Here is a 13355-nt window from a genome sequence, read left to right on the forward strand (position 1 = left end):
ATCATGACCGATGCTTTGACCAACCGAACCTTCGATCAGTTGCAGCCCGGCGACCGGGCAGCCCTGACGCGTGCCGTGGGTGTTGACGACGTCGCGCTTTTTGCCGCGGTATCGGGGGACAACAATCCCGCGCATATGGATGCCGGTTTTGCCGCTCACGGCCCATTTGGCCATGTCGTCATTCACGGAATGTGGACCGCGGCGCTGGTGTCTGCCGTTCTGGGCACCCGCTTGCCGGGACCTGGCACCATCTATCTGGGTCAACAAATCCGCTTTCTGAAACCAGTCTCACCGGGCGACACCATTACCGCCACCGTCGAGGTAATAGAGCTCATCACCGGTCAAAATCGGGTACGGCTTTCGACGATCTGCGCCAACCAACAGGGTGAAACCGTGCTTTCGGGCGAGGCACTCGTCATTGCCCCGACATCGCAGGTGATGTGGACGCCTGACAACATGCCGGAAGCGATGATCCGCTATAAGAGCCGCTATCAGAACTTTGTCGATGAGGCGCGGGGGCTGGCCGCCGTTTCGGCGGGAATCGTGCATCCCTGCTCCAAAGCGGCAATCCTTGGCGCGATTGAGGTACGAGATGAGGGGATTTTTGAGCCCTTGCTGATCGGCCCCGAACCAAAGATCCGTGCCGCCGCCGAGGCAGCGGGCGTGGCACTTGACGACATGGTGATCGAAGACACCCCGCACAGCCACGCCGCCGCTGCCCGTGCAGTCGAACTGGCGGCGGCCGGGCGCATTTCGACTCTTGTCAAGGGCAGCCTGCATTCGGATGAGCTCTTGGCGGCTGTGGTCTCGAAAACCGGTGGTCTGCGTACCGAACGGCGGATAAGCCACGTCTACGGAATGGATGTGCCAGCCTATGGCAAGCCTGTGATCGTCACCGATGCCGCGATCAATATTGCGCCCACGCTGGAGCAGAAACGCGACATCTGCCAGAACGCAGTCGATCTTATGCATCTTCTCGGTTTGGAGCGACCCAAAGTTGCTGTGCTGGCCGCGGTTGAAACTGTAAACCCGGCTATGCCCGCGACGCTAGATGCAGCGGCCTTGACCGTGATGGCGGCACGCGGACAGATTACGGGGGCGATGGTCGATGGCCCGCTGGCTTTTGATAATGCCATCAGCCCTGAAGCGGCGGCTACGAAGGGCATCATCTCGCCGGTAGCGGGCGAGGCTGATATCTTGCTCGTTCCGGACCTTGAGGCCGGGAACATGCTGGCAAAGCAGTTGATCTATTTTGCCGGAGCCACCGCTGCGGGCCTCGTGCTGGGCGCTCGGGTTCCCATCGTGCTGACAAGCCGCGCCGACCCGCTGTCGGCGCGCATTGCCTCGGCAGCGTTGGCCAAGCTCGCGGTAAGCCGCAAGACCGAAGTGGTCGCGTGATGGAGCGAGATCTGATCCTGACGTTCAATGCCGGATCATCGACTATCAAGTTGGGGTTCTTTGCACTGACGCAGACGGGACCCAGCCGGCTGGCAACTGGTGTGATCGATTTTCGTGATGAACCGTTCGAGCTCCGCCTGAAACGGAAGGGCGCGACCTTTTCGCAAGTGCTGAAAGCAGAGGTTGATGATTTGAGGGGAGTGCTTAATCATGCCTTTGGCTGGCTGGCGGGGCAATTCGATCTATCGCGTTTGGCGATGGTCGGGCACCGAGTGGTTCACGGCGGCGATATATTCACAAGCCCCACCCTCATCACCGACAAGGTGATTTCCCAGATCGACGACTTGGCTCGCCTGGCCCCGCTGCATCAGCCGCAAAGTCTGCGGTTGATCCAGGCGATGCGCGGTCTCTACCCAGGTCTGCCGCAGACCTCTTCCTTCGATACCGCTTTCCACGCGACACAGAAACCGCTGACCCGCCGTTTCGCGATTCCCCGCGCGCTGCATGATCAAGGCATCAAGCGCTACGGCTTCCACGGGCTCTCCTACAGTTTTATCGCGCGAGAGCTTGCTGAAATCGTGCCCGGCGCCAAGGCGGTGGTTGCCCATCTGGGCAGCGGTGCCAGCCTTTGCGCGATGGAAAATGGCATGAGCGTGGACAGCTCGATGGGCTTTTCCACCCTTGACGGAGTCCCAATGGCCACACGTTCAGGCGCTCTGGACCCGGGCGTGATTCTTTATCTGATGGGAGAGCTGGATTGGGATCTGAAACGCGTTGAAACAATGTTGTACCACGAAAGCGGGCTCCTTGGCGTTTCGGGTTTCGAAGCCGACAGCCGGGAGCTCATGACGAGTGCCCGCCCCGAGGCCGTCGAAGCAATCGATCTTTTTTGCCAGCGGATTGCGGGCGAGGTGGGACGGCTGACGACCAGTCTTGGCGGCATCGACGCATTGGTCTTCACTGCTGGGGTCGGCGAACACCAACCCGGCATCCGAGAAAACGTGGCGAACCGGTTGGCGTGGCTAGGGCTGGAGCTTGATCACCTGGCCAATGTCAGAAACGCCCGTGAAATCAGTTCACAGAAAAGCCGGATCCGAGCCTTTGTCATCGCTACGGATGAAGAGAGCATCATCGCATCCGAGGCTGTCAGCTTGATGGGATTATGATGAGTGGAGTGATTGATTTGAACGGCAAACGCGGGCTTGTCGTGGGTGTTGCGAATAGGGCAAGTATCGCTGCTGGCTGTGCGCATGCTTTCCGCGCGGCTGGGGCAGAGCTTGCGCTGACCTATCTGAACGACAAAGCGCATCAATGGGTTGCGCCGGTCTCTGAAGAAGTAGACGCAAAACTACTGCTGCCCTGCGATGTGCGCGAGCCCGGCCAATTGGAAGCCGTGTTCGATCGTATAGGTTCGGAATGGGGGCAGCTGGATTTTCTCCTTCATGCGATTGCTTTTGCCCCCCGCGAGGATCTGCATACCAGCGTGGTCAACTCCACGGCTGAGGGGTTTGCACTGGCCATAGACGTTTCCTGCCATTCTTTCCTGCGTATGACGCGATTGGCCCGGCCTTTAATGAAGTCGGGTGGGTCGCTGATTACCGTCAGCTTCTATGGCGCTGACAGGGTGGTCGAGAATTACAATCTGATGGGACCGGTCAAGGCCGCCCTTGAGGCTTCGGTTCGCTATGTCGCCGCCGATCTTGCAGAGGAAGGCATCCGTGCTTTTGCGCTCTCCGCCGGACCAGTAAAGACGCGTGCCGCCTCGGGAATTGACCGCTTCGATGCGTTGTTGGATGAGGTGCGTGCGCGCACTCCTTCTGGCAAGCTGGTTGATATCGAGGAAATAGGCAGACTCGCAGCCTTTCTAGCCAGTCCCGTCGCCGCACCGATGAGTGGCTCGGTCGTCTATGCCGACAACGGATATCACACCACGGCCTGATATGGGCCGTCTTGGCAACACGAGAGGCAATTCGCTCAGCGAAGGTTCACGATAATCGTGGTGAAGCAGGGTTAACAGCTCGCAAATGCAAATCGTGCCGCAATGTGTTTGTCACAAGGATCCTGATTCTGGCAAAAGCCCGGGCCAACGCCCGCAGGTAGCTGAACTTCGTGCCTGAAGAGCCGGCGACCGGTAGGAAGCCACGCTCCCACAATACCATTTGCGCGGATCAGGGCACCGAGTTCGTGTCGCGCGACATGGCCCTCTGGGACTATTAGCGCGGCCTCGCTCTGGGCTTATCGCGCCCGAAATAGCTGACGGACACCGCTTTCATCAAAGCATTCAGCGGCCAGTTCCGGACGAAATGTCTGGACCAGCATTGATTCATAACCCGTGCAGATGCCGCCGAAAAGTTAAAGGCCTGGCGCATATACTACAATGAGGAACAGCCCCAGTCATGCTGACGAAATCCGGGGGCATCACCAGCCTGTCACCCTCTTCAAAATCCGATGGTGCCCCTCCCTAATCAAGTTTATTATTGTCGTTCAAAATACTCTGTAACAGAGAGGCGGAGACAGATCGAAGTTCATCGTCGGATATCGATCTGATCGGCTCGATCTCCAAGATATTCCGAGAAAGAATCGCGCCGAAAAGAAATGAGGTGGCGAACATCACCGCCATCTTCTCATGCTCACCGAATGTACGGGTGAGTAGTGCCACGAAGTTCTGCTCCAAGATCTCACGGATGATCTCCCTTGGTTCCGCGCTTGTGCAGGATCGCAGGACGATGTCCAACACCCTGCCTTCGTTCACATCGGTTGACGCGTCATCGGTGATGACGTTGCAGATTCTCTCGATGAGAGCACCGGAAGATATGGGTTCGTCGAACAAGTCATCGATCTTCATGACTGCGAGGATTGCCGCCCTGAACAACTCGGCTTTGGATCCGAAGGCTCGATTAACGTATGCGACATCCACGCCGGCCCACGCCGGCTCTCGCAGCAAGATCGCGGACGCCGACTTCGGAGTAGGGAGATCGAGAAAACAGGACGACCGCCGCCTCCAGAACGCGTTGGCGTCCCGAGATCTGTCGAGGTTCAGAGTTCGAACTGCTGCGCATGTGCTCATTGCCCTCCCTAGCGGCGATATCATCGACCGTTGACTTTGCAGTAATTGCTGCGCAAATAGACACAAAAGGCCATTTTGCCTAGCCTGAAATTTCTTCTCTTGCCCGGATCGCCGTCATGAAAAAATCGAATAAGAAATACCTTCTTGCCGCCCTCGTAGCGCTTGCAGGTGCCGTTGGCTATCTTGTCTGGACTGAAATGCGCGATCCAGGTCTGCCGACTGGGCTCGCGGCGGCGAATGGCCGCATAGAAGCTACGGAGTTCGATATTTCTGCACTGACTGGCGGACGCATCGCAAGTATCCTGCCGGCTGAGGGCGATTTCGTCCATACAGGGGACGTTCTCGTGCAGATGGATGTGGTGCAGCTGAACGCCCAAAAACGCCAAGCGGAAGCACAGCTGCGCCGCGCTGAGATTGGTGTTGAAACCGCGAAGGCTCTCGTAGCACAGGCCGAAGCGCAGAAACGCGCGGCGGAGGCGGCCGTGAGTCAAGCCCAAGCCGTCGCGGATGCGACCGCCCTGCGTCTTGCCCGCTCGGAGCGGCTGGTCGAGAGCAATGCAGTGTCACAGCAGGTACTGGATGACGACCGCTCGAATAATGCCCAAGCTCTCGCGGGCGTTGCCTCGGCTGAAGCAAGCTATGCCGCAGCCCAAGCCGGCGTGAGCAGCGCCCTCGCTCAGGTGGTAGATGCAGAGGCCGCCGTCGATGCGGCGAAAGCCTCCATCGATTCCATTCAGGCCTCGCTGAACGATGCCACGCTCAAGGCGCCGCGCGATGGCCGAATTCAATATCGCGTCACCCAGGAGGGTGAAATTGTAAGCTCTGGCGGACGTATCCTGAGTTTGGTCGACCTTGCCGATGTCTACATGACGGTCTTCCTCCCAACCTCTCAGGTCGGCAGGGTTCAGGTCGGCTCCGAAGTTCGCCTTGTCATGGATGCGGCACCGGACATCGTGATCCCTGCAGCGGTCTCCTATGTGGCCGATGTTGCGCAGTTTACACCCAAAACGGTCGAAACCGCGGATGAGCGCGAAAAGCTGATGTTCAGGGTGCGGGCACGCATCGATCCGGACCTTTTGGTTCAGCATATCGAATATGTAAAAACCGGTCTTCCCGGCATGGCCTATCTGCGGCTCGATCCAGATGCTGCATGGCCTGACTTCCTTGCAAATGTCGTGAAATGAACGGGGTCGCCGCCGGGGTGTCCGGCCTGACACTGCGCTATGGCGCGGTTATAGCACTGAATGATGTGACCTTGGACATCCCGTCAGGCTGCATGGTCGGACTGATCGGACCGGATGGGGTTGGCAAATCGAGCCTGCTCTCTCTGCTGGCTGGAGCGCGTGTCGTTCAGGAAGGCGATGTCAATGTCCTTGGCGGGGACATGCGGAACCTCAAGCACCGAAACCGCATCTGCCCGCGCATCGCATATATGCCACAGGGGCTCGGCAAAAATCTTTACCCGACGCTTTCAGTCGAGGAGAACCTGGATTTCTTCGGCAGCCTCTTCGGCCATGACAAAGCCGAGCGTGAGCGTCGTATTGTAGATCTGCTCGCCGCCACTGGCATGTCTCCTTTCCGTGACCGCCCCGCGGCCAAGCTTTCGGGTGGTATGAAGCAAAAGTTGGGGCTGTGCTGTGCGCTGATTCACGATCCAGACTTTCTCATCCTCGACGAGCCGACGACGGGCGTCGATCCGCTGTCGCGTCGTCAGTTTTGGGATCTGATTGATCGAATTCGCGGTGAACGGCCCGAAATGAGCGTGATCACCGCCACTGCTTATATGGAGGAAGCGGCGCGCTTTGATTGGATTGTCGCGATGAACGCCGGTCGTGTTCTCGCATCTGGGACCAAACAGGAGCTTCTGGAACGCACCGGCGCGAGCGATCTCGATACAGCCTTCATCTCACTATTGCCCGAAGAGGATCGCGACGGAGATGCTACAGTAGTGATCCCGCCACGGGCAGATGAAATGACAGACGTCGCCATCGAAGCAGAGGGGCTGACCCAACGCTTCGGAGACTTCGTCGCTGTGGACAATGTCAGTTTCCGCATTTCTCGTGGCGAGATTTTTGGCTTTCTGGGATCGAATGGCTGCGGCAAAACCACGACGATGAAGATGCTGACAGGCCTTCTGGAGCCAAGTGAGGGCCGCGCACGACTCTTTGGCCATGAGGTCGATGCCTCTGACCTGGGCGTACGGCGCAGGGTCGGCTTCATGTCGCAGGCCTTCTCCCTATATTCCGAATTGACGGTAAGGCAGAATCTTGAACTGCATGCCAAGCTCTTTGCCATGAAGCCCGAAAAAATACCTAGTCGTGTCGCGGAAATGATCGCGCGTTTCGACCTTGCGGATGTCATCAATAATCTGCCCGATGCGCTGCCGCTGGGTATTCGTCAGCGGTTGTCTCTGGCTGTTGCGATGATCCACGGACCCGAGATCCTGATTCTGGACGAGCCAACCTCGGGCGTGGATCCGGTGGCTCGCAACGCCTTCTGGAGGATTCTGGCGGAGTTGTCGCGACAGGATGGGGTGACAATTTTCGTCTCTACCCATTTCATGAACGAAGCGGAATGGTGCGACCGCATCAGTCTGATGCATGCCGGGAAGGTGCTGGTCTCGGACACCGCCGCCGAAATCACCCGCAACAAGGCCTGCGATACGCTGGAAGATGCATTTGTAGCCTATCTGCAAGACGCAATCGGTGAGACACCTGAAGTACTTGAGCCAATGGAGACTAACGCGATAGCGCCCGTTTCAGGGGCAGGCGGAGCTTCGGAGGCTGCAAGGCAGAAGGGGTTTAGCCTGCAGCGCCTGTTAAGTTATTCGAGGCTCGAAAGCTTGCAACTGCAGCGCGACCCTATTCGCCTCGCCATGGCTCTGGTTGGCACCCTGCTCTTGATGATCGTGATCGGACTGGGCATTAACATGGATGTCGAGGATCTGAGTTTTGCAGTCCTTGACAGAGACCAGACCACGACAAGCCGCTCGTACGTTGCCGACATTTCCGGTTCACGATATTTCATCGAACAGGATCCACTGTCCAGCTACGATGAACTGGATGCGAGGATGCGTTCGGGCGATCTGTCGTTGGCAATTGAGATCCCGCCCGGCTTTGCCGCAGATATCGCCGCGGGACGAGATGTATCCGTGGGAGCCTGGTTCGATGGCGCCAACACCACCCGCGCCAATACCGTCCAAGGTTACGTACAAGGTATGCACTCTGCCTGGCTCAGCGCACAAGCCCGCCAAATCTACGGAGATGCCGCACTGACAGGCAATTTTGAACTGGTCACACGCTATCGATACAATCCGGACGTGCGAAGCCTTGATGCAATGGTCCCCGCGATCATCCCTCTTCTCTTGCTGATGATCCCCGCAATTCTGACCACCCTCTCCGTGGCGCGTGAGCGCGAGCTTGGCTCGATCATCAATTTCTATGTGACCCCAGTCACACGGCTAGAATTTCTGATCGGCAAACAGTTGCCTTATATCGCGCTCGCCATGCTGAACTTCCTGCTCATGATGGCCATAGCGGTTACGTTCTTCGCGGTGCCGTTCAACGGCGATTTCGTCGGCTTTGCACTGGCAGCATTGATCTATGTCGTCGCGACCACGGCTCTCGGGCTTCTGGTCTCGGTGTTCATCGCGAGCCAGGTAGCGGCTTTGTTTGCGACCGCTATGCTGACCATGATCCCCGCGGTCAGCTATTCAGGCCTGATCGACCCGGTGTCTTCGCTGTCCGGATTTGGACGCGTCGTCGGAGAAATATATCCGACAACATGGTTCGTCACCGCGGCGCGCGGCGCATTTTCCAAGGCCTTTGGCATGGCAGAATTGGCCGGTCCGATGCTGGCCATGGGAATTTCCGTTCCGGTCATTCTAGGGTTGGCAGCGTTTTTCCTGTCGAAGCAGGCGAAGTGAGGGCGGGATGAACCTGAAGAATACCTTTAACCTCGGCGTAAAAGAGCTTCGCGGGCTTTGGCGGGATCCGGTTATGCTGGCCCTCATTGTTTACGCGTTTTCACTTTCTGTCTGGACCACGGCGAACTCTTCCCCCGATGCTCTGAGCAATGCCGCCATCGCCATCGTCGACGAGGATCAGTCACACCTTTCCACCCGGATTTCCTCGGCCTTCTATCCGCCGTATTTCGTTTCTCCCCGAATGATCACTGCGGCCGAAATGGATGACCGCATGGACCAGGGACTGGACACTTTCGCGGTGAACATCCCCCCCGATTTTGAGCGCGACGTGTTGGGAGGCAGAAGCCCTGCGATTCAGCTCAACGTCGACGCCACCCGTATGAGCCAAGCCTTTACCGGCGGTGGATATATTCAGCAAATCGTCTCCGCCGAAGTATCTGAATTCGTCTCTGGTCACCGCTCCGAAACGGAACTGCCGGTGGATCTGGCATTGCGCGCGCGTTACAATCCGTCCCTTGACCCGAAATGGTTCGGAGCGATTTCGAGCGTGATCCAGTCAATTACGATGCTGTCGCTGGTGCTGACAGGATCCGCACTGATCCGCGAAAAGGAACATGGAACGGTTGAACACCTTTTGGTCATGCCAGTTACCGCAACCGAGATCATGGTCTCGAAAATCTGGTCTATGGGGTTGGTGGTGCTCTTGGGCTCTAGTTTCTCACTGCTTGTCGTTGTGCAGGCCTTGATGGATGTACCCGTACAAGGCTCAGTTGCTCTTTTTCTCGCGGGTACGGCGTTGATGATCTTTGCGATGACCGGCCTAGGCATCTTCCTGGCCACCATTGCCGGATCAATGCCGCAATTTGCTTTGCTGCTGATGCTGGCGCTCCTGCCGCTGCAGGTGCTGTCGGGTGCAATGACGCCGAGAGAGTCGATGCCAGAGATTATTCAAAACCTTATGCTTGCGGCACCGAATACCCATTTCATTATTCTGTCGCAGGGGATTCTATTTCGAGGGGCAGGGTTCGATGTCGTTTGGCCGCAGTTTTTGGCGCTCGCGCTGATTGGCTTTGTTCTGTTCCAGCTCGCCCTGGTCCGTTTTCGCGCTTTCCTTAGGTAGGACATGGTTTTGCGGCAAGCTCTTTTCCTGATGTTTCTATTGCTTGCGGGTTGTGCGTCGCGGCCTGGACCGGAAGTGTTGGTCCCGGATACGACGACCCTTCCGGACGGGGCTCGTAATATCAGGGTGCTTGCGATGACTACCCGCGCGCAAGTGACAGACTATCCAGAAACCTTTGGGGGCAATCGCGCAGACAAAACAACTTTTCTAGAGTATATTGTCTCGGTTCCACCGAACCATCAGCCTGGAAAGATCGAATGGCCAGATCTTGAAATCGACGCAGCGAGACATTTCGCAGTCCGAAATGACACAATCCTGAGCGCGGAAGCATTCTCCCGCAAAGCCTCACAGCGTCATGTCGGAGTGTATATTCACGGATTTAACACCAACTATCAGGAGGCGCTTTTCCGCGGTGTCCAACTCGCTGCTGATGCGCAGATCGACGGAGAACCCATAGTATTTTCATGGCCATCCGAGGGGAGCGCGACAGCTTATCTGGCTGATCGCGATGCTTCCGATTTTTCGCGTGCAGCTTTGGCAGATCTTCTGACAATGTTGACAAAAGGGCGTAGCGTTTCAGATCCGCTACCCGTTTTGGCTCATAGTATGGGTGCCCGTATGACGATGGAAGCGCTGGTCCATCTAAGCCTCGCCGGACGGAGCGATGTTCTGGATCGCACAGTTCTAGTACTCGCCGCGCCAGACATAGACATTGATCTATTCCGCAAGCAGATGGCGTCCATCGGAAAAACGAAACATCCCATTACTATTCTTGTTTCTTCAGACGATCGCGCGTTGAAAATTTCTGCACGACTCGCCGCCGATCGGACGCGACTTGGGGCCGTCGATGTTAACGATCCGGCAATTCAGCAACTCATAGTTGATACGGGAGTTCGTATTGTGGATGTTACCCAGATCGAATCCACCGACTCGACGCATAGTCGCTACATCGGATTGTTTTCAGGAGTATCTTCAGTCAACGTAAACGCTAATCCATTTGGAGGAGTGCGCCATGCCGGTGCCTTTGTTTTTAACAATGTCGGCGACGTATTTCAGGTGATAGGCGGAGCTTTAAGCGAGTAATACCAACTTTCAATAATTCTGACTCTCGGGCTTCCCAAAAGCCGATGAATCTGAATCTCTGTTGCGGCTTTGTTGCACAAATCGCCTGAAGGATTCATCTTATGAATCCAGCATGATAGCTGGGAGGCATGAGCAGTTGGTCCCCTACGAAGTACAAGACCAGGAACTGGCCTGCGTACAACACGGCGCTGAAGGAGCGCGGTTCGTTATCGATCTGGTTTGATCCTGAGATGTCTTGGTACGCGCATCGGACAGGCAAGCGCGGGCGTCAGCCTGAGTTCAGCGACGCGGCGATCCAGGTTTGCCTGACGATGAAGGTGCTTTTTGGCATGCCCCTTCGTCAGACGACCGGTTTTGTCGAAAGTCTGCTGCGTCTGGCAGGGCTCGACTGGAAAGTCCCGGACTTCAGCACTCTGTGCCGCCGACAGAAGACGTTGAATGCCTCCATCCCTTACCGCGGGGGAACTGAACCGCTGCATCTTCTGATCGATGCGACAGGGATCAAAGCCGAGGGCGAAGGGGAGTGGAACGCACGCAAGAATGGCGGGAGCAAGAAACGCCTGTGGCGCAAGCTTCACCTTGGTATGGACGAGGAAACGCTGGAGATCCGCGCGGTCGGCGTCACGACCAGCAATGTCGGTGATGCACCTATGCTGCCTGACCTGCTGGAACAGATCCCACGCGACCTAGAAATTGCGACCGTCACCGCTGATGGCGCCTATGATACTCGAAGATGTCACAATGTGATCGCGGCTCGGGGAGCCGCCGCCATTATCCTTCCGCGTAAAAATGCCCAACCCTGGAAGCCAACCACAGCGGGCGCTATCGCGCGAAACGAAGCTGTGAGAGCCTGCAAATATCTCGGATGAGCACTCTGGCGAAAGCTGACCGGATATCACCGCCGGAGCCGCGCAGAGACAAAGATGAACTGCGTCAAACTACTCGGCCAAGGCCTCATGGCGAGGGACTTCGACCGGCAGGTCGCTGAGTTGCAGGTCCGGATCGCGGTGCTCAACCGCTACACGGCCCTCGGCATACCCGTAACTGAGCCCGTAGGATAGGTATGTCTCGGGAAAGGGGACCTCCGTTCACACCCAAATTTGTGCAACAGTGCCACTCAACGCTCTGAAAGCCGGATAGTGACCGGGCCGCGCTGGTGCGCACGAAAATGGGTGCCGATCCACTCTCGGCACGGTCTATGTGTTCCGAGCTAATCGTCCTGATCGGGAAAGGTTTCGCCTTTACTGATCACGCATTTGAAACGCACTTTGAGTTGATCTCGCCGAAAAGTCAACAAGCATTGACTTATGTCGGGATGCCGTTATAGTTTCAAGTAAACCTGAAAGGACTAATCATGGGGAGCCGGCCGCCGCGCGGAGAAGGTGTTACACGCCGCAAGATTCTTGAAGCCGCGATAAAACGATTTGGCGAGCATTCTTACGAGGAAACCAGTCTTCGCGACATCGCTGGCGATGTTGGGGTTGACGTTGCCTATGCTCATCGATCCTTTGGATCTAAGAAAATGCTTTTTATTGAAGCGCTTGAAGCTTCATCAGAACGGCTTGATCTAAGTGTTCTAGAGCCTGATAAGATTGCAATTTACTTGGTGGAACGGCTACTTGCAGAGCCTCGTGGCAGGGTCCTCCCTAATATTAGCGCATTTGATATCCTCATCCATTCCGTTCATAGTGCGCAGTTATCGCCTCTCCTTAAGGAGCGATTTGAAAGCCTGTTCCTTCGCCCGCTTTCCTCTAAATTCGAAGGTGTTGCTGAGGAGAGAATCTACGTCGTCATTTCACTCCTACTAGGTTTTGGAATACTGCGTGATTTTCTAAAGCCCCCAACTGTTACCGCGTTAGGGCGTGATAAAGTCACTGCGATGTTGACCTGCCTAATTCACCAAATCCTGAGCGAGAGCCCTCTTTTGCAAAGAGGAAACAACCCCGATTGAGCGCAACCTCTGTATGGGCGTGTTGGATGCATTTTGGATTCGCGGTTGGCGAGTTCCACTTGCCGAATACATAGTGTTTGACCGACGCAAAAGGCCCTTGCTTGCCCCCTCCGGCGCTAAAAATACTTCTATCTCGATCGGGCCGAATGGCTATTCTCATGTGAAAAACGTCCGCTACGCAAACTATGGCTCGGATTGAAGCGAATTTATTGCGATGACCTTGCAGTATTGGAAAGTTTAAGCTTGAAAGTCAACGAGTGTTGATTTAGATTGAGAGTGCTAAGCTGCACCAAGGAAAGGAAGGTGGCAGTGCGGGGCGCGTTTGCGTTTATTGTTGGGTTCACAACTCCGTGATCGCTGTGGTGCTCAGCCTAAAAACTGGGGCGACAGTCAGCCCCATTGAGTTTGCCAATAAGCGGCGTGCAGGAAGTCTTGCCATTGATTGTTTCTCGGCAGCAAAGCCGCGGTAAAAAAAGAGTCGCCGCGTCTCAACTTAAGTGTCGGCTGTTTATGCGGAGGCGGCTTCATGATCGAACTGCGTCAACTACACTATTTGATTACTATCGCCGAATTTCGGAGTATACGTGCAGCTGCCGAAGCCCTGAATATACAACAATCAACACTGAGTCGCACGATCCGCGCCATTGAGGATGATTTGGGTGCGATGCTATTTGAGAGGCACCATAACGGTGTCGAATTTACTGAAGCTGGGCAGGTGTCAACGGCGGAGTAAAAACCTACCAAAGGGCGGCGCAAAAGTAGACCACTTGTGGGTTTAGCGTGACGGGCGCACAGAGCGCTGGCGGCCAGT

General features: G+C 56.2%; 11 protein-coding genes and 2 pseudogenes. 11 read left to right on the forward strand and 2 right to left on the reverse strand.

What is annotated here, in order from left to right:
* Positions 1-3 precede the first annotated feature (3 nt).
* The 4 genes and pseudogenes from C8N42_RS18580 to C8N42_RS21985 all read left to right on the forward strand — a co-directional run.
* Complete coding sequence (locus tag C8N42_RS18580; protein ID WP_107817978.1) at positions 4-1398, forward strand: bifunctional enoyl-CoA hydratase/phosphate acetyltransferase; 1395 nt, start codon at positions 4-6, stop codon at positions 1396-1398.
* On the forward strand, positions 1398-2564 hold the full coding sequence (locus tag C8N42_RS18585) for an acetate/propionate family kinase (RefSeq protein WP_211309219.1): 1167 nt from the start codon (positions 1398-1400) through the stop codon (positions 2562-2564). The genes C8N42_RS18580 and C8N42_RS18585 overlap by 1 nt, the downstream gene beginning before the upstream one ends.
* On the forward strand, positions 2564-3337 hold the full coding sequence (gene fabI, locus C8N42_RS18590) for an enoyl-ACP reductase FabI (RefSeq protein ID WP_107817980.1): 774 nt from the start codon (positions 2564-2566) through the stop codon (positions 3335-3337). Before C8N42_RS18585 ends, fabI begins: the two co-directional genes overlap by 1 nt.
* Before the next feature lie 215 nt (positions 3338-3552).
* Positions 3553-3789: pseudogene (locus C8N42_RS21985) on the forward strand (integrase core domain-containing protein); the annotation flags it as partial.
* A 70-nt stretch (positions 3790-3859) separates the two neighbouring features.
* Here the strand turns inward: C8N42_RS21985 and C8N42_RS22210 are convergent.
* Together C8N42_RS22210 and C8N42_RS22215 are read right to left on the reverse strand one after the other, a co-directional pair.
* Positions 3860-4243: a TetR/AcrR family transcriptional regulator gene (locus tag C8N42_RS22210; RefSeq protein ID WP_107817981.1), complete on the reverse strand. Its 384-nt coding sequence runs from the start codon at positions 4241-4243 to the stop codon at positions 3860-3862.
* Between the two features lie 52 nt (positions 4244-4295).
* Positions 4296-4457, reverse strand: a complete 162-nt coding sequence (locus C8N42_RS22215) for a TetR family transcriptional regulator (RefSeq protein WP_107817991.1) — start codon at positions 4455-4457, stop codon at positions 4296-4298.
* 124 nt (positions 4458-4581) lie between these two features.
* On the opposite strand from C8N42_RS22215, the gene C8N42_RS18605 reads away from it, so the two are divergent.
* The 7 genes and pseudogenes from C8N42_RS18605 to C8N42_RS18635 all read left to right on the forward strand — a co-directional run bounded on the left by C8N42_RS18605 (position 4582) and on the right by C8N42_RS18635 (position 13277).
* The gene (locus C8N42_RS18605) at positions 4582-5649 is read left to right on the forward strand and encodes an HlyD family secretion protein (RefSeq protein ID WP_107817982.1); all 1068 of its coding nucleotides are present in this window, start codon (positions 4582-4584) and stop codon (positions 5647-5649) included.
* A complete protein-coding gene (gene rbbA, locus C8N42_RS18610) occupies positions 5646-8390 on the forward strand; it encodes a ribosome-associated ATPase/putative transporter RbbA (RefSeq protein ID WP_107817983.1) in 2745 nt (914 codons plus the stop codon). The genes C8N42_RS18605 and rbbA overlap by 4 nt, the downstream gene beginning before the upstream one ends.
* A 7-nt stretch (positions 8391-8397) precedes the next feature.
* On the forward strand, positions 8398-9510 hold the full coding sequence (locus C8N42_RS18615) for an ABC transporter permease (protein WP_107817984.1): 1113 nt from the start codon (positions 8398-8400) through the stop codon (positions 9508-9510).
* A gap of 135 nt (positions 9511-9645) precedes the next feature.
* Entirely contained in the window at positions 9646-10593 is a 948-nt protein-coding gene (locus C8N42_RS18620; protein ID WP_170109372.1) for an alpha/beta hydrolase, read from the forward strand.
* Positions 10594-10721: 128 nt separating this feature from the next.
* A pseudogene (locus C8N42_RS18625) lies at positions 10722-11654 on the forward strand (IS5 family transposase).
* 293 nt (positions 11655-11947) lie between these two features.
* A complete protein-coding gene (locus C8N42_RS18630) occupies positions 11948-12544 on the forward strand; it encodes a TetR/AcrR family transcriptional regulator (protein WP_107817986.1) in 597 nt (198 codons plus the stop codon).
* 526 nt (positions 12545-13070) lie between these two features.
* The gene (locus tag C8N42_RS18635) at positions 13071-13277 is read left to right on the forward strand and encodes a helix-turn-helix domain-containing protein (RefSeq protein ID WP_107817987.1); all 207 of its coding nucleotides are present in this window, start codon (positions 13071-13073) and stop codon (positions 13275-13277) included.
* The last annotated feature ends 78 nt before the right edge of the window (positions 13278-13355 follow it).

It is taken from the genome of Celeribacter persicus, assembly GCF_003050785.1.
Classification (GTDB): domain Bacteria; phylum Pseudomonadota; class Alphaproteobacteria; order Rhodobacterales; family Rhodobacteraceae; genus Celeribacter; species Celeribacter persicus.